General features: G+C 55.8%; 13 protein-coding genes. 7 read left to right on the top strand and 6 right to left on the bottom strand.

The features are described 5' to 3' along the window. Window positions 1–102: 102 nt before the first annotated feature. The 7 genes from cmoM to DDT56_RS06955 all read left to right on the top strand — a co-directional run bounded on the left by cmoM (window position 103) and on the right by DDT56_RS06955 (window position 10,960). Entirely contained in the window at window positions 103–888 is a 786-nt protein-coding gene (gene cmoM / locus DDT56_RS06985; protein WP_136165758.1) for a tRNA uridine 5-oxyacetic acid(34) methyltransferase CmoM, read from the top strand. Then, the gene (gene mukF / locus DDT56_RS06980; protein ID WP_136165757.1) at window positions 885–2,210 is read left to right on the top strand and encodes a chromosome partition protein MukF; all 1,326 of its coding nucleotides are present in this window, start codon (window positions 885–887) and stop codon (window positions 2,208–2,210) included. Before cmoM ends, mukF begins: the two co-directional genes overlap by 4 nt. Beyond that, a complete protein-coding gene (gene mukE, locus DDT56_RS06975) occupies window positions 2,191–2,919 on the top strand; it encodes a chromosome partition protein MukE (protein ID WP_136165756.1) in 729 nt (242 codons plus the stop codon). The genes mukF and mukE overlap by 20 nt, the downstream gene beginning before the upstream one ends. After that, window positions 2,916–7,355 carry a chromosome partition protein MukB gene (gene mukB / locus DDT56_RS06970; protein ID WP_136165755.1) on the top strand — a complete coding sequence of 1,480 codons (4,440 nt, stop codon included), beginning with the start codon at window positions 2,916–2,918 and terminating at the stop codon, window positions 7,353–7,355. The genes mukE and mukB overlap by 4 nt, the downstream gene beginning before the upstream one ends. 438 nt (window positions 7,356–7,793) lie before the next feature. Next, window positions 7,794–9,545 carry a L,D-transpeptidase gene (ldtD, locus tag DDT56_RS06965; protein ID WP_136165754.1) on the top strand — a complete coding sequence of 584 codons (1,752 nt, stop codon included), beginning with the start codon at window positions 7,794–7,796 and terminating at the stop codon, window positions 9,543–9,545. Between the two features lie 184 nt (window positions 9,546–9,729). Further along, window positions 9,730–10,278: a peptidoglycan L,D-endopeptidase MepK gene (gene mepK / locus DDT56_RS06960; protein WP_136165753.1), complete on the top strand. Its 549-nt coding sequence runs from the start codon at window positions 9,730–9,732 to the stop codon at window positions 10,276–10,278. Between the two features lie 34 nt (window positions 10,279–10,312). Continuing rightward, window positions 10,313–10,960 carry an MBL fold metallo-hydrolase gene (locus DDT56_RS06955; RefSeq protein ID WP_136165752.1) on the top strand — a complete coding sequence of 216 codons (648 nt, stop codon included), beginning with the start codon at window positions 10,313–10,315 and terminating at the stop codon, window positions 10,958–10,960. Between the two features lie 19 nt (window positions 10,961–10,979). Here DDT56_RS06955 and DDT56_RS06950 read toward each other — a convergent pair whose 3' ends face one another. The 6 genes from DDT56_RS06950 to pncB form a co-directional block, all read right to left on the bottom strand. Then, entirely contained in the window at window positions 10,980–11,663 is a 684-nt protein-coding gene (locus DDT56_RS06950) for a nucleotidyl transferase AbiEii/AbiGii toxin family protein (protein WP_136165751.1), read from the bottom strand. Next, window positions 11,660–11,956, bottom strand: a complete 297-nt coding sequence (locus tag DDT56_RS06945; RefSeq protein ID WP_136165750.1) for a hypothetical protein — start codon at window positions 11,954–11,956, stop codon at window positions 11,660–11,662. The genes DDT56_RS06950 and DDT56_RS06945 overlap by 4 nt, the downstream gene beginning before the upstream one ends. Before the next feature lie 122 nt (window positions 11,957–12,078). Continuing rightward, window positions 12,079–13,269 carry an amino acid aminotransferase gene (locus DDT56_RS06940; RefSeq protein ID WP_136165749.1) on the bottom strand — a complete coding sequence of 397 codons (1,191 nt, stop codon included), beginning with the start codon at window positions 13,267–13,269 and terminating at the stop codon, window positions 12,079–12,081. A 236-nt stretch (window positions 13,270–13,505) separates the two neighbouring features. Next, window positions 13,506–14,576, bottom strand: coding sequence for a porin (locus DDT56_RS06935; protein WP_305764580.1), 1,071 nt, complete (start codon window positions 14,574–14,576; stop codon window positions 13,506–13,508). 314 nt (window positions 14,577–14,890) lie between these two features. Next, window positions 14,891–16,291, bottom strand: coding sequence for an asparagine--tRNA ligase (asnS, locus tag DDT56_RS06930; protein WP_136165748.1), 1,401 nt, complete (start codon window positions 16,289–16,291; stop codon window positions 14,891–14,893). Between the two features lie 181 nt (window positions 16,292–16,472). Then, complete coding sequence (gene pncB, locus DDT56_RS06925) at window positions 16,473–17,678, bottom strand: nicotinate phosphoribosyltransferase (RefSeq protein ID WP_136165747.1); 1,206 nt, start codon at window positions 17,676–17,678, stop codon at window positions 16,473–16,475. Between the last annotated feature and the right edge of the window lie 182 nt (window positions 17,679–17,860).

Raw genomic sequence — 17,860 nt, 5'->3', positions numbered from 1 at the left:
AAGCCAGCCTGTGCCAGAATAGCAGTTTAACAAATCCCGGCGCGCTGGATTGCCAGGCCTTTTTCACTCGCCGTAACTATCATGACGCGGAATCTTCGACCGATGCAGGATCGCAATTTTAACGACATTGCTGAAAAGTTCGCCCAGAATATTTATGGCACCACCAAGGGTAAACTGCGACAGGCGGTATTATGGCAGGATCTCAGCGGTCTGCTGGCGCAGCTTCCCGACGGGCCGTTAAACGTGCTGGATGCGGGCGGCGGGGAGGGGCAGATGGCCTGTCGCCTGGCCGCTTTAGGACATCAGGTCTTGTTGTGCGATCTGTCAGATGAGATGATTCAGCGCGCCAAAGATGCCGCCGCCGCGCAAGGAGTGATCCACAACATGCGTTTCGTCCACGGCGCCGCGCAGGATATCGGACAATATATGTCTCGGCCCGCCGATCTGATATTGTTTCACGCGGTGCTGGAATGGGTGGCGCAACCTCGGCAGGCGCTTGATATACTGTATGATTGTCTGGCGCCGGGCGGCGTGTTATCCCTGATGTTCTACAACCGGCATGGCCTGTTGATGCGTAACATGGTATTGGGTAATTTCGCCTACGTGCAGGCCGGTATGCCGAAGCGTAAACGGCGGTCGCTGTCGCCCGATCATCCGCTGGATCCGCAGCAGGTGTATGGCTGGCTTGATGAGATGGGGCTCGCCATCCTTGGTAAAACGGGCGTCCGGGTGTTTCATGACTATTTGCAGAATAAGCAGCAACAGAATGATAATTTTGCCGAGATTCTTGAGTTGGAACAGCGTTATTGCCGGCAGGAACCCTTTGTGAGTCTGGGGCGTTATATCCATGTCATGGCGCAAAAAAACCATTTGAAGGATGCATTATGAGTGATTTTTCCCAGACTGTACCCGAACTGGTCGCCTGGGCACGAAAAAATGATTTTTCCCTTTCCCTTCCCACCGAGCGTCTGGCTTTTTTGCTGGCGATAGCGACGCTAAACGGTGAGCGCATGGACGGTGAAATGAGCGAAGGCGAACTGGTGGATGCCTTTCGCCACGTCAGTCAGGGATTTGATCAAACCAATGAAACCATCAGCGTGCGCGCCAATAATGCGATTAACGATCTGGTGCGCCAGCGCCTGCTCAACCGGTTTATCAGCGAACTGGCGGACGGCAATGCCATCTATCGCCTGACGCCGCTGGGCATCGGTATTACGGATTACTATATTCGCCAGCGCGAGTTCTCGACGCTGCGTCTTTCCATGCAGCTCTCGATTGTGGCCCAGGAGCTGAAACGCGCGGCGGACGCGGCGGAAGAGGGCGGTGATGAGTTTCACTGGCACCGCAACGTCTTTGCGCCGCTGAAATATTCGGTGGCGGAAATTTTCGACAGCATCGATCTCTCCCAGCGGGTGATGGATGAACAGCAGCAGGGGGTAAAAGACGATATCGCCGCCCTGCTGAATCAGGATTGGCGCGCGGCGATCGTCAGCTGCGAACAGCTGTTGACCGAAACCTCGGACACCCTGCGCGAATTGCAGGATACGCTGGAGGCCGCCGGCGACAAGCTGCAGGCCAGCCTGCTGAGTATCCAGGATGCGATTCTGCACAACCCCCACAATCTGGAATTCGTCGACAAGCTGGTATTCGACCTGCAAAGCAAACTCGACCGCATCGTCAGCTGGGGCCAGCAAACCATCGATTTATGGATCGGCTACGATCGCCACGTGCATAAATTTATCCGTACCGCCATCGATATGGATAAAAACCGGGTGTTTTCACAACGGCTGCGCCAGTCGGTGCAGCACTATTTCGACGCCCCCTGGGCATTGACCTTCGCCAACGCCGATCGCCTGCTGGATATGCGCGATGAGGAGCTGGCGCTGCGCAGCGACGAGGTTACCGGGGAACTGCCGCCGGAACTGGAATATGAAGAGTTCAGCGAGCTGCGCGAGCAGCTGATAGCGGTGGTGGAACAGGCGCTGCATAGATACAAAGAGCAACGAATACCGCTGAATCTGGGCGAGGTGATGCGCGACTATCTGGCGCAGTATCCTCGCTCCCGGCACTTTGACGTTGCCCGAATCGTGGTCGACCAGGCGGTTCGTCTGGGTGTGGCCGAATCAGATTTCACCGGATTGCCCGCCCTATGGCAGGTAATCAATGATTACGGAGCCAAGGTACAGGCCCATGTCATCGACAAATATTGAACAAATCATGCCGGCCAGGCTGGCGACCGCGCTGTCGAATACGTTATTTCCCGCGCTGGACAGCCAACTGCGCGCGGGCCGTCATATCGGCATGGAAGAGCTGGAAAATCACGCCTTTCTGATGGATTTTCAACAACAGCTGGAGGAGTTTTACAGCCGCTACAACGTAGAGCTGATCCGGGCGCCGGAGGGTTTCTTCTACCTGCGTCCGCGCTCCACCACGCTGATCCCCCGTTCGGTTTTGTCCGAGCTGGATATGATGGTGGGGAAAATTCTCTGCTATCTGTACCTCAGCCCGGAGCGCCTTGCCCATGAAGGCATCTTCAGCCAGCAGGAGCTGTACGAAGAGTTGCTCGGCCTGGCGGATGAAAACAAACTGCTGAAGCTGGTTAACCAGCGTTCGACCGGTTCCGATCTGGACCGGCAGAAACTGCAGGAAAAAGTGCGCACTTCGCTTAACCGGCTGCGTCGCCTGGGAATGATTTACTTTATGGGCAGCGACAGCAGCAAATTTCGTATTACCGAAGCCGTATTCCGCTTCGGCGCCGACGTGCGCAGCGGCGACGATGCCCGCGAAGCGCAACTGCGGATGATTCGCGACGGCGAGGCGATGCCCGTTGAGGGCAGTCTGTCGCTGAAGGATGAAAGTGATGAAAACGATCGCACCGACGATACCCCGCCAGAGAGTGCTGAGGATGAACAGGAATGATTGAACGCGGTAAATTTCGCTCGCTGACGTTGGTTAACTGGAATGGTTTTTTCGCCCGCACCTTCGATCTGGATGAGCTGGTCACCACCTTGTCCGGCGGAAACGGCGCCGGCAAATCCACCACCATGGCGGCATTTATTACGGCGCTGATCCCCGATCTGACGCTGCTGCATTTCCGCAACACCACCGAGGCCGGAGCCACCAGCGGTTCGCGGGATAAAGGCCTGCACGGCAAGCTGCGCGCCGGGGTGTGCTACTCCACCCTGGACGTGGTCAATTCCCGCCATCAGCGCGTACTGGTGGGCGTTCGCCTGCAACAGGTCGCCGGGCGCGACCGCAAGGTGGATATCAAACCCTTCACCATTCAGGGGCTGCCTACCGCCATGCAGCCGACGCAGCTTCTCACCCAGACGGTGGGCGACCGTCAGGCCCGGGTGCTTTCGCTGGCGGAGTTGAAAGAGCGGGTGGAGGAGATGGAAGGGGTGCAGTTCAAACAGTTCAACTCCATCACCGACTACCATTCGCTGATGTTCGACCTGGGCGTGGTTCCGCGCCGCCTGCGCTCGGCGGCCGATCGCAGCAAGTTCTACCGGCTGATTGAAGCGTCGCTGTATGGCGGCATCTCCAGCGCCATTACCCGCTCGCTGCGTGATTATCTGCTGCCGGAAAACAGCGGGGTGCGCAAGGCTTTCCAGGATATGGAAGCGGCGCTGCGTGAGAACCGCATGACGCTGGAGGCGATCCGCGTCACCCAGTCCGATCGCGATCTGTTCAAGCATTTGATCTCCGAAGCCACTTCTTATGTGGCGGCGGACTATATGCGCCATGCCAACGAGCGGCGTATTCATCTGGATAGCGCGCTGGACCTGCGCCGCGAGCTGTTCGGCGGCCGCAAGCAGCTGTCCGGCGAGCAATATCGTCATGTGGAAATGGCGCGCGAGCTGGAAGAGCAAAGCGGCGCGGAAGGGGATCTGGAGACGGATTACCAGGCCGCCAGCGACCACCTGAACCTGGTGCAGACGGCCATGCGCCAGCAGGAAAAAATCGAGCGTTACAACGCCGATCTGGAAGAGCTGAGCTATCGGCTCGAAGAGCAGAACGAGGTCGTTGAAGAGGCGCGCGAGCAGCAGGCGGAAAACGAAGCGCGGGCCGACGCCGCGGAGCTGGAAGTGGATGAGCTGAAAAGCCAGCTGGCCGACTACCAGCAGGCGCTGGACGTTCAGCAAACCCGCGCCATTCAGTATCAGCAGGCGCAGCAGGCCCTGGAGCGCGCCCGGGCTTTATGCCAGCTGCCGGATCTGACCGCCGACAACGCCCATGAGTGGCTGGAAAGCTATCAGGCGAAAGCGCAGGAAACCACCGACGTTCTGCTGATGCTGGAGCAGAAGCTGAGCGTCGCCGATGCGGCCCACGGCCAGTTTGAGCAAGCCTATCAGCTGGTGACGCGCATTGCCGGCGCGGTCAGCCGCGGCGACGCCTGGCAGGTGGCGCGCGATCTGCTGCGCGACAGTTCGTCGCAGCGCTATCAGGCCGAGCGGGTGCAGCCGCTGCGTATGCGCCTGGCGGAAGTGGAGCAGCGCCTGCGCGAACAGCAGGACGCCGAGCGGCTGTTGCAGGATTTCTGTAAGCGCAGCGGGGAGGATTATCAGCCGGAAGATCTGGAGTCGCTGCAGCAGGAGCTAGAGGCTCGCATCGAGTCGCTCTCGGCGCTGGTGGCGGAGGCCGGAGAGCGCCGTATGGCGCTGCGTCAGGAGCTGGAGCAGGTTCAGCAGCGTATTCAGCAGTTGACGGCGCGCGCGCCGGTCTGGCTGGCGGCGCAGGAAGCGCTGACGCAGTTGAGCGAACAGAGCGGCGAAACCTTTGAAGACAGCCGGCAGATTACGGAATATATGCAGCAACTGCTGGAGCGCGAGCGGGAAACGACGGTTGAGCGTGACGATCTCGCCGCCCGCAAACGGCATATTGAAGCGCAGATTGAGCGCCTCAGCCAGCCCGGCGGTTCGGAAGACCCGCGGCTGAATGCGCTGGCGGAGCGTTTTGGCGGCGTATTGCTGTCGGAAATCTATGATGACGTAACGCTGGACGATGCGCCTTACTTCTCGGCGCTGTACGGTCCTTCCCGCCATGGAATCGTGGTCGCCGATCTTTCTCTGGTGCGCGAACAGCTGGCGGGGCTGGAGGATTGTCCGGAAGATCTCTATCTGATTGAGGGCGACCCGCAGTCGTTCGACGACAGCGTGTTCGCCGTCGAGGAGCTGGAAAAGGCGGTGGTGGTTAAAGTCGCCGATCGCCAGTGGCGCTACTCGCGTTTCCCTGAGGTGCCGTTGTTCGGCCGCGCCGCGCGGGAAGCGCGCCTCGAAGCCCTGCGCGACGAACGTGAAACCCTGGCGGAGCACTACGCCACGCTGTCGTTCGACGTGCAGAAAACACAGCGACTGCATCAGTCTTTCAGCCGCTTTATCGGCACGCATCTGGCCGTGGCGTTTGATGAAGATCCCGAAGCGGAAATTCGCGCCTTGCATTCGCGCCGCGGCGAGCTGGAACGGGCGATCGTTAATTTTGACGGTGAAAACCAGCAGCAGCGCCAGCAGTACGAACAGGCCAAAGAGGGCAGCGCCCAGCTTAACAAACTGATCCCGCGTATCAGCCTGTTATGCGACGACAGCCTGCAGGATCGCGGCGAAGAAATTCGGGCGGAGCTGGAAGAGGCCGAAGAGTCGGTGCGTTTTATCCAGCAGCACGGCGCCACGCTGGCAAAACTGGAGCCGCTGGCGGCGGTGCTGCAAAGCGATCCGCAGCAGCATGAGCAGCTACAGGAAGATTATACCCAGGCGCAAAACGCCCAGCGTCAGGCCCAGCAGCAGGCGTTTGCCTTGACCGAGGTGGTGCAGCGCCGCGCCCACTTCAGCTATACCGACGCCGCCGGCATGCTGGGCGAAAACGCCGATCTTAACGACAAGCTGCGCCATCGTCTGGAACAGGCGGAAGTCGAGCGTAGCAAGGCGCGTGAACAGCTGCGCCAGCATCAGGCGCAGCTAACGCAGTTCAGCCAGGTTCAGGCTTCGCTGAAAAGCGCCTACGACGCCAAACTCGATATGCTGAAGGAGCTGACGCAAGAGTTGCAGGATATCGGCGTGCGCGCCGATGCGGATGCCGAATCCCGCGCCCGCCAGCGCCGCGATGAACTGCATGCGGCGTTAAGCGCCAACCGTTCGCGCCGCAACCAGCTGGAAAAACAGCTTACCTTCTGCGAAGCGGAAATGGACGGCCTGCAGAAAAAACTGCGCAAGCTGGAACGAGATTATCACCAGATGCGCGAGCAGGTGGTGACCGCCAAAGCGGGCTGGTGCGCGGTGATGCGGCTGGTGAAGGATAACGGCGTCGAGCGGCGTTTGCACCGCCGCGAGCTGGCCTATATGGACGGCGACGAACTGCGCTCCATGTCGGATAAGGCGCTGGGGGCGCTGCGTCTGGCGGTGGCGGATAACGAACACCTGCGCGACGTGCTGCGGCTTTCCGAAGATCCCAAGCGTCCGGAGCGCAAGATTCAGTTCTACATCGCCGTCTATCAGCATCTGCGCGAACGCATTCGCCAGGATATCATCCGCACCGACGACCCGGTGGAGGCCATCGAGCAGATGGAGATCGAGCTGAACCGGCTGACCGAAGAGCTGACCGCCCGCGAGCAGACGCTGGCCATCAGTTCGCGCAGCGTGGCGAATATCATTCGCAAAACCATTCAGCGCGAGCAAAACCGCATTCGGATGCTTAACCAGGGGCTGCAATCCGTGGCTTTCGGACAGGTGAAAAGCGTGCGGCTCAATGTGAATGTGCGCGAGACCCATACCACCTTGCTTAACGTACTGTCCGAGCAGCAGGAAGTGCATCAGGATCTGTTTAACAGCAACCGGCTGACCTTCTCCGAGGCGTTGGCGAAGCTGTATCAGCGGCTGAACCCCGAAATTGATATGGGGCAGCGCACGCCGCAAACCATCGGCGAGGAGCTGCTGGACTACCGCAACTACCTGGAGATGGAAGTGGAGGTCAACCGCGGTGCGGACGGCTGGCTGCGGGCCGAAAGCGGCGCCTTGTCCACCGGGGAGGCGATCGGCACCGGGATGTCGATTCTGGTGATGGTGGTCCAGAGCTGGGAAGAGGAGTCGAAGCGTCTGCGCGGCAAGGATATATCCCCCTGCCGCCTGCTGTTCCTTGATGAAGCCGCCCGTCTGGACGCCAAATCCATCGCCACGCTGTTCGAACTGTGCGACCGGCTGGAAATGCAGTTGATCATCGCCGCGCCGGAAAATATCAGTCCGGAAAAAGGAACCACCTATAAACTGGTGCGCAAGGTTTATCAGAACAACGAGCATGTTCACGTGGTCGGGCTGCGGGGCTTTGCGGGAAGCGACGCCGAGCATCAGGCTCCGGTCTCCTAGCCTTTACCATACCGCCACCGGTCATCCCCGCGTCAGTAGGCGGGGATCTGCTTTCACTGGCGGCGCGTGCTGCCGAGATGCCTCCTCGCGAAGGCGGGCGCCTGTAGGAATGACGGATTTGGATTCGTTATTACGCATGGCTACTTAGTCAACGCTCTGAGCCGCTTTAAAAGCGGCTTTAGTTTTTGCGGCGGCGGATTATTAATGAATCACGCGTCAGGACGGTAAAATAATCGCGCGACAATAGAAGCAAAAATATTTTTCTCTTTATATACTGACGGTAAGACCGATGAAATAGGTTAGTCCGGCAAGGCAAATATCAATACATAAAAGCACAATTATTTTTCTCTGCAATATTTAAGCTGGGTTATTTTATTTTTGCCAACAAAAAGCTTGCTGTGGAAGGCATTGTGGTTAATGGGTACAGGGGATGAATGGATGTTGTTAGATAAACGAAAAACGCAGAGGCTGCTATGGAGTGCTGGTTGTATTTGGGTATGTAGCCTGTCACCTTCGTTTTCAGCGCTGGCGGCATTACCCGCGGTGCTGCCGGGCGAATCCCAGCCTGCGGGATACGTTGCCGTGGAAAGCAGCAGAGCGACCCTGCTGGCCGCATTGCCTAAAGGCGTGACGCTTCACTATCTTGCCGATTTGTCATCATTATATGCCCAGCATCATATGCAGCCGATGTGGACGGACGCCCAGGCGGCGCGGCAGTTGCAACAGCAATTGGCCGAACTGGCGATTGCCGGCGTACAGCCGCAGTTTACCAGATGGGTGACCTGGCTTACCGATCCGCAGATAACGGGCCTAACGCGCGATATCGTCTTATCCGACGCCATGCTGGGCTATTTGCAGTTTGTTTCCGGCGTCGAGCGCAACGGCAACAGCTGGTTGTACGGTAATGTGCCTTACCGTTTGCAGTCGCCCGCCGCCAACGTGGTCGGCCAGTGGCAACAGGCGGTGAAGTCGGGCGGTAGCGCCGCTTATGTCGCATCGCTGGCACCGCAGCATTCGCAGTATGCCAAAATGCATCAGGCCCTGAAGGAGATGCTGGCGGATAATCGTCCCTGGCCGAGATTGAATTTGTCGGAAAGCTTACGTCCGGGGCAGTCGAGCCCGGCCATTCCGGCGCTGCGTGAAATTCTGCTGCGCAGCGGGATGCTGGAGCCGAGCGGGGATATCACGCTGTTTAGTGAACCGGCGGCGACCACGGTCCCCCCGGCGGCCAGCCAAGCGGCGGATGACCCGCTGGCTGAGGATAGGCTCTCTGCCGCGGAAAATCTTTACAGTGATGAGCTGGTGGCGGCGGTAAAACGTTTCCAGCATTGGCAGGGACTGGCGGATGACGGCGTAATTGGCAAACGCACCCGCGACTGGCTGAATGTCTCGCCGCAGGTGCGCGCCACGCTGCTGGCGCTCAATATCCAGCGCCTGCGTTTGCTGCCGGATAATGTCCATACCGGAATTATGGTCAACATTCCTGATTACTCGCTGATTTATTATCAGGATGGCGCGCATAGGCTGTCGTCGCGGGTTATCGTCGGTCAGCCGAAGCGAAAAACGCCGCTGATGCGCAGCTCGCTGTATAATGTGGTGGTCAATCCGCCGTGGAACGTGCCTACCTCGCTGACGCGGCAGGATATTATTCCCAAGGTTATTCAGGACCCTGGGTATTTGCAGCGTCACGGCTACACCATTCTGGCGGACTGGAGTCAGGATGCGCAAGCCATCGACCCGCTGATGATTGATTGGTCGATGGTATCGCCGGGCCGTTTTCCCTATCGCCTGCGTCAGGCTCCGGGGGCGAATAACTCGCTGGGGCGCTATAAGTTCAATATGCCCAATTCTGAAGCGATCTATCTGCACGACACGCCGAACCATAATCTGTTTCAGCGGGATATCCGCGCGTTGAGTTCCGGCTGCGTTCGCGTCAATAAAGCCTCGGAACTTGCCGGCATGTTATTGCAGGACACCGGCTGGAATAATCAACGCATCTCCTCAACGCTGGAGCAGGGTAATACCACCTATGTGCCGATGAAGCATCGCATCCCGGTAAGCCTTTATTATTTAACCGCATGGGTGGCGGATGACGGCAGGCCGCGGTTCCGCACAGATATTTACAATTATGACGACAGGGCGCGCTCAGGGGCGCAGATTCTGCCTAAGGCCGGGCTGTTGTTGCAATAATTATCGATAAATTCGGGATTTAACAAAATAGACCGAGGATCCGCCATGGGGGGAATCATTGCGATCCCCCGCAAGCCCTTGAATAAAGCGGGTTGACTCACTTTTCATAGGCGGTTAAGGTGCAAGACGGCGCGTTTGCCGCGCCTCCGTTTACACCGTTCTTTTAGCCTGGGTAATCCGCTCTATGGAAGACATCGACAATCATCGCCGTAAATGGCTTGCGCTGGGTGGTGCGGCATTAGGTATTGCGCTCCTTCCCGGTCAGGCAATGGCTACCTTATCTACGCCCCGACCACGAATTTTGACGCTTAATAATCTTAATACCGGAGAACGCCTTAAAGCCGAGTTTTTTGACGGCAGGCGGTATAATAAAGAAGAGCTATCGCGGCTGAACCATTTTTTCCGTGATTATCGAGCGAACAAAATCAAAACCATCGACCCGCAGCTATTTGATCAGCTTTACCGCCTGCAGGTTATGCTGGGAACCAGCAAACCAGTGCAGCTGATTTCCGGCTATCGCGCCATTGATACCAATAATAAACTGCGCGCGCACCGTAAAGGCGTGGCGAAGCAAAGCTACCATACCAAAGGACAGGCGATGGACTTCCATATCGAAGGCGTCCAGCTTGCCAACCTGCGTAAAGCGGCGATGAAAATGCGCGCCGGCGGAGTCGGTTATTATCCGCGCAGTAACTTTGTGCATATCGATACTGGTCCGGTGCGCGCCTGGTAAACTGTCCGGCTGTTATTATGTTGTTTGGAGCGGTATGAAATATCAAATTATCCCCGTTACGGCGTTCAGCCAGAACTGCACATTGCTATGGTGCGAGCATACCAATGAGGCGGCCATCGTCGATCCCGGCGGTGATGCGGATAAGATAAAACGGGCGGTCGCCGGCGCGGGCGTTACAGTTAAGCAAATCCTGCTGACCCACGGACATTTGGATCACGTCGGCGCCGCCGCCGAACTGGGCGCGTATTATCAGGTGCCGATTATCGGTCCGCAGATCGAAGACGCGTTCTGGCTTGAGGGTTTGCCGGCGCAGAGCCGAATGTTCGGGCTGGATGAATGTAAAGCCTTAACGCCTTCCCGCTGGTTAAAAGAGGGTGACAAGGTCGAGATCGGCGATATTACCCTGGAGGTATTCCATTGTCCCGGTCATACGCCCGGGCATATCGTCTTCTTTGACGCGGCGTCGCGTCTGGCGCAAGTCGGCGATGTGATCTTTAACGGCGGCGTGGGGCGCAGTGATTTTCCCCAGGGTGATCATCAGGCATTGATCGCCTCAATCCGTAATAAACTGCTGCCGCTGGGGGATGATGTAACCTTTATTCCAGGCCATGGGCCGATATCCACCTTCGGCCGGGAGCGCCAAACCAATCCGTTTATTCGCGACGAGCCGGCGGTGTGGTAAAAAAACGCTGTCTGCTACGTCAGTCGGCGGTGAGCCGTGTGGAGAGTAGCATGGTCACTGGCAGGTCCCGTACGCTTTTCGCTGCGTTCACTAGCGTTCTTTTTTCCGCAGAAGTCAGAGATTGCAGATCGCCATCGTCGAAGTAAACCAGTGCTTTCAGGCTTTCGCTAGGTTGAAAATTAGCGCCAAACATCAATCTGGCGGCGGCAAGCCCATATGAAAGACTGACTCCCGCGTTTATCATGGCCGCAATATCGCGATAATCTTTAGCTTCAGCACGTTGAAGTATGACTTTTACTTTGGTCGCCATCAGGTCGTTAAATGAGGCGACCTGTAATACGCGATCGTCTGTAATATCAGGGTTACCCACTCGGCCAAATCCTATTGGTCCAAAAAATGAAACTTTAACGGACTGCGTTTCTACGGCTTCATTATCGGGTACTAATAGCGTCCAGCTATTTTCTTGATCGTGCAGAGTAGTCGAGTGAGCGGCAAATGAAAATGCCGCTCTGATCGCCTCGCGGTCAAGCGGCCTGTCAGAAAAAAAATCAAAATCGACGGATTGCCGATGACCTAAGCGTAGGGCAATGGCCGTGCCGCCATATAGTACGAATCCAAGCTTGGCAGCATTGTTCAGACTGGGCCAGAGTCGCTGCTGTGCGAGCGGCAACATATCCATACAAGGTTTGAAAACCGGCTTCATGCAAATCTCCGTAGGGGCAGCGGCGGCACCTGATCGAATGCGCATAAATCCAGACGGTAGTGCCAGTATGCCCATGAGCGCGCGTTGAACTGCCCGGCTTCCGCATGCGTCATCACATCCCTCAGCGTATCGTCGTCGATGTGAGCGACCAACGTTTGCACGTCGGAATAGTCGCCGATATTCATTACCTGAGCAATAATCCGCTGGGGATAGGCGATAGCTTCATCCGGTGATTTCCACCATATATATTTGTGCGCCAGCGCTTTCAATATTTTCTGGTTGATAGATGCCATATCATATATCCATATGCCCGCTTGATAGCACGATTCTATAGTTGCGTTGGACGTTAGACAACAGGTGGGGGAGAAGTGAACCGGGTCACTTTTAATATGAGGTGACCCGGCTAAGAAGAGGATTAAAGCACGGCGACGATGGCTTCGCACAGCGGCGCCATATTTTCCGGCGTCATGCCCGCTACGTTGATTCGACCGGAGTTAACCGCGTAAACGCCGAATTCATCGCGCAGGCGCAGTACCTGATCTTTAGTCAGTCCGCTGAATGAGAACATGCCGTTCTGGTCAATAATGAAAGAGAAGTCCTGCCTGGCGCCTTTCTCCTGCAAGGTATTGACAAACAGCTGGCGCATGCGCTGAATGCGTTCGCGCATCGCCGTCAGTTCCTGTTCCCAAATGGCCCGCAGGGCATCGTCAGCCAGAATGGTCGCCACCACGGTGGCGCCGTGAGCCGGCGGATTGGAGTAGTTGGCGCGGATGGTCGCCTTTACCTGGCTGAAGGCTTTATCGGCGGTCGCGGCGTCGGCGGCAACCAGCGTACAGGCGCCCACGCGCTCATTGTACAGGCCGAAGTTTTTGGAATAGGAACTGCAAACGATCAGTTCTTTATGCCTGGCGGCAAAGATCCGCAGGCCTTCCGCATCCTCTTCCAGCCCGCGGGCAAAACCCTGATAGGCGAAGTCAAACAGCGGCAGCCAGCCTTTTGCTAGCGAAAGTTCGGCCAGTTGGGTCCACTGTTCGGCCGTGGGGTCAATGCCGGTAGGGTTGTGACAACAGCCGTGGAACAGCACCACATCGCCGGCCTGCGCCGCATTGAGGCTGCTTAACAGTCCGTCGAAGTCCAGGGCATGGTTGGCGGCGTCGTAGTAAGCATATTCGCGCACTTCAAGACCGGCGGCGGCGAATACGCCTTTGTGGTTCGGCCAGCTCGGATTGCTTATCCAGATACGCTGCGCGGCGGTCTGCTTGGCGATAAAGTCAGCGGCAACGCGCAGGCCGCCCGTACCGCCCGGGGTTTGCGCGGTACGCGCCCGCTTGTCGGCGATAATGTCGTTTTGTTTCCCGAACAGCAATTCCTGAGTGTATTGACTGAATGCCGGCAAACCGTCAATGCCCAGATAGTTTTTGGTGATTTCGTTTTCCAACAGAAATTGTTCTGCTTTTTTAACGCTGGTCAATACCGGCGTTTTACCGGTTTCATCTTTATAGACGCCGATGCCCAGATTGATTTTATGCGGACGTTCATCGGCGCGGAAAAGATCGGTCAGCCCAAGAATAGGGTCGGCGGGGGCGGCAGTAATATTTTCAAACATGTGTAGGGTGTTCCATGGCAGAGATTAAGCAAGAATTCTCAGAGTAACGCCAGTAAAAGGCTTTGCCAACCTCTGGGTTAAAAAAGAAAGAGAAATAATCGGGGGAATCAGAGAGACAAAATAAAAGACTGGCTAACAGGGTAATACGGGAATTTAGCAGCAAAAAAGACAGGGCCGAAGCCCTGTCTTTTTTATACGCCGCGCACGGTTAAACCGTTGCGCGATGCGGTATTAGCTTAGAACTGGTAAGTCAGACCAACAGCAACGATGTCATCATCGCTGATGCCATAGTCATTATCGCTGTCGAGCAGATTGATTTGGTAATCAACATAGGTAGAAAAGTTTTTGTTGAACGCGTAAGTACCGCCAACGCTGACATACTTGGTGACATAGTCGTTAATGCCGTTTTGCTCGTCTTTTCCTTTAGCGGAAACGTAAGCCAGGGAAGGCGTCAGACCGAAATCAAAAGTATATTGAGCAACGGCTTCAAAAACTTTGGTTTTGTCAGCAAATCCGCCGTAAGTGTCGGTGCTGGTGTAGGTCAGGTTACGGTATTGACCGTAAGTCGCAGCAAGATAAAGGCTGTTGGCATCATATTTCAAGCCGGTAGCCCAAGCATCTGCATCTTGTCCTTTACCGTCAGCAGATTGACGGTTAGTACGGTCGTATTTTGCATAGGAGCCAGCAACGCTTACGCCGATGTCGGTGTTATACTCCAGAGAAGTACCCCAGCCGTCGCCGTTCTGTTTGCCAAGAGCGTTACGGCCACTGGCATTTTCGTCATTTTTACCCTGATACTGCAAGCCGAAGTTCAAGCCCTCAACCAGACCGAAGAAATTGGTGTTACGGTAGGTGGCCACGCCGCCAACGCGCTGGGTCAGATTATCGGTGTAAGCGGAGTCGCCGCCGAATTCCGGCAGTACGTCGGTATATGCGAGACCGTCGTAAGCGATACCCAGGTTACGGCCATAGTCGAAAGAACCGTAGTCGCTGAATTTCAGACCGACGAATGCATAACGGGTTTTATCGCCGGTTTGCTCTGATTCGGCGTTGTTGCCTTTGAATTCATATTCGAAACGGCCATAACCAGTGAGGTCGCTGGTGATCTGAGTTTCGCCTTTGAAACCCAGACGAACGTAGGTCTTGTCGCCGCTGTCGCCATCGTTATCGGAGAAGTAATGCAAGCCGTTAACTTTACCAGTCAGATCCAGCTTATTGCCATCTTTATTGTAGATTTCTGCCGCGTTTGCTGCACCAGCAGCCAACAGAGCCGGGATTACCACTGCAAGAATATTGCGCTTCATCATTATTACCCTCATTGGTGTTATTCAGACACCTGCCACTGCCATAAACAATTCCTTACGCAACTATACGAAGTATAGGGAACCATTACTGAAAGTTTGGTGTCGTCCTGTGTCTGAACGCAGTTTTCCATTCACCAGCCGGTTAATCTACCCCGAAAATGATACTAACTTCGTAATCGGGTAACAAATGGAAAAATTGTATTGCTAAATGTAAATTTTAGGGAACTTTGTGACCCATAACTAAAATCAAAAAAGAAGAGCCGGGAGACCCGGCTCTTCTTTTCTACATATTTGTTTTACTTATATTAAATTTTTATTTAGAAACTGGCGTTCCTCGGCGTACGCGGGAAAGGGATAACGTCGCGCACATTTTGTACTCCGGTAACATAGGCGATCAGCCGTTCGAAGCCCAAGCCGAAACCAGAATGCGGAATGGTGCCGTAACGGCGCAGATCGCGATACCACCAGTAGTCTTCTTTCTTCAGTCCCATCTCTTCCAGACGGCTATCCAACTGCTCCAGACGCTCTTCGCGCTGTGAACCGCCGATAATTTCACCGATTCCCGGCGCCAGCACATCCATGGCGGCGACGGTTTTACCGTCGCTGTTCATGCGCATATAGAATGCCTTGATATCTTTCGGATAGTTTTTGACCACCACCGGCGCTTTGAAGTGTTGCTCCGCCAGATAGCGTTCGTGCTCGGAAGAGAGGTCGACGCCCCAGTAAACCGGGTTTTCAAACCGTTGATCGCAGTTTTGCAGGATTTCCACGGCGTCGGTATAGTCGACCTGGGCAAAATCAGCGGTGATAAAGTTTTCCAGACGGCTGACCGCGTCCTTATCCACGCGCTGGGCGAAAAACGCCATATCGTCCGCGCGCTCATCCAGCACCGCCTGGAACACGTATTTCAACAGTTTTTCCGCCAGACCGGCGATATCATCCAGCGAAGCAAAGGCCACTTCAGGCTCGATCATCCAGAATTCGGCCAGGTGGCGGCTGGTGTTGGAGTTTTCCGCGCGGAACGTCGGTCCGAAGGTATACACCTTGGAAAGGGCGCAGGCGTAGGTTTCGCCGTTCAACTGGCCGGATACGGTAAGAAAGGCTTCTTTGCCGAAAAAGTCAGCGCTGAAATCCACCTTGCCCTGTTCGGTACGCGGCAGATTTTCCAGATCGAGGGTGGAAACGCGGAACATTTCACCGGCGCCTTCGGTGTCGGAAGCGGTGATCAGCGGGGTGGAAACCCAAAAATAACCGTTTTCATGGAAGAAACGGTGAATAGCCTGAGCCAGCGTATGACGAACGCGGGCCACTGCGCCGATCAGGTTGGTGCGCGGACGCAAATGCGCCACTTCACGCAGATATTCGATGCTGTGGCGTTTGGCCGCCATCGGGTAGGTATCGGGATCGTCCACCCAGCCGATAACCTTGACCTCGGACGCCTGCAGCTCAAAGCTCTGGCCTTCGCCCGGAGAAGCCACGACTGTACCGGTAATTTCCACCGAGCAGCCGGTGGTCAGGCGCAGCACGTCGTCCTGATAATTGGAGAGATTATTATTCACCACCGCCTGTAATGGATTAAAGCAGGAGCCGTCATAAACGGCAACAAAGGAGATACCGGCTTTAGAATCTCTCCGGGTACGCACCCAGCCGCGCACGGTGACTTCGCTGTCAACGGCAACACGGCCTTGCAGTACGTCGACTACAGGCACTACGCTCATAAAATTCTCTCTTCAATCAAATATTGTTTAGAAACAGTGGATGACCCTGAAAAGGGTAATTCGTTATGTTACTTGCCGTCGAGCAGGACACAAGCAGAAATCGCCGGAATGCCATAAGTTTTGTGCATTCCGGCGCGGGCGGGTTAAAGATCAGGCAATCAACGGGGCCGCGATGCGGCGGTCAACTGGCTTTTTTAACGCGGGGCAGGTCGAACGCCTTGCGTAATTCACTGACGAAGGCCTGATCCTGACAAATCGTTTTACCGGGGCTGTCGGAAAGTTTGGCGACGGGCTTACCGTTGCACTCCACCAGCTTGATAACGATATTCAATGGCTTAACGCCGGGAATATCGCAGGTCAGACGCGTTCCTATGCCGAATACCAGATTGATGCGCTGCTGGAAATGACGGTAAAGGCGCAGCGCCTTATCGAGATTCAGATTGTCGGAGAACACCAGCGTCTTGCTTAGCGGATCGATGTCCAGACGCTGATAGTGGGCGATGGCTTTTTCACCCCAGTCGATGGGATCGCCGGAGTCATGCCGCAGTCCCTGATAAGCGGCGGCGAACGGGCGGTCGAAGTCGCGCAGAAAGGCGTCCATGGTAATGCAGTCGGTTAGCGCGATGCCTAACTGGTCGGGATATTCACGCAGCCACATCTCTAACGCCGCGCGCTGGCTGTTGGCAAGCTCCGGGCTGATTTGCTGATGCGCCTGAAACCACTCATGGGCCTGGGTGCCGACCGGCGTCAGGTTTAGACGGCGGGCTAAATCATAGTTGCTGGTGCCGATTAAATAGGGAAACTCGGCCTGCAACGTCGCGACAATCATCCGCTGCACTTCACGGGAAAAGCGCCGGCGGGTGCCGAAATCCATCAGTCTGAAACCGCTGGCATCCACGTCCGCGCTGATTTTACGGAAGTGATCCAGCGTCTTATTCAGTTGATCGACCGCCTGAAGCGGCACGATCCGCGGCGAGCGGTTGCGGTGGACGACCTCGCTGATTACCGCCAGCAGCGGCACTTCCCATAAGATCACTTCGCGCCACGGCCCGGCAATGCGGATATCCAGCCTGCCGTGATGATTTTTTATACTCACCTGCTGGGGATTGAAACGAAATTTCCGCAGCCAGTCGAGATAATCCGCTTTGAAAAAAGGTAAAGAAGAGAGATAGCTGAATTCTTCGTCGCTCAAAACCAGGTGCTGCATAAAATTAACCTGTTCGGCGATCTCTTCAGCATAGATCCCTAACAGCTCATCATCGCGGCAGCGGAATTCAGCCGCCACATCGACATGATAATAGTGATGGTATACCGCCTGTTGCATATGCAGCTTATAGGCATCGGTATCCAGCACTGAGGTCAGGATCGGGGGAGTGTGTAAAGTCATAATGCGTTACAGCATCCTCGTTAGACGCATGTCCACTAGCGGGACTATCGGCAAGGTCTGAACAGTATACCCTGCTTGGCCAAATATTACCTTATCACAACATATGGGGGTGCCCGAGGCGAGATTCAAACGTGCTGTGGCATGATTATTATTCTCATTATTTTATCATGGTAACATTGATG

This window comes from Brenneria corticis, assembly GCF_003115855.1.
GTDB classification, from domain to species: domain Bacteria; phylum Pseudomonadota; class Gammaproteobacteria; order Enterobacterales; family Enterobacteriaceae; genus Brenneria; species Brenneria corticis.
Note: the sequence above shows the minus strand (reverse complement) of the source record. Positions and strands in the feature narration are given on the sequence as shown.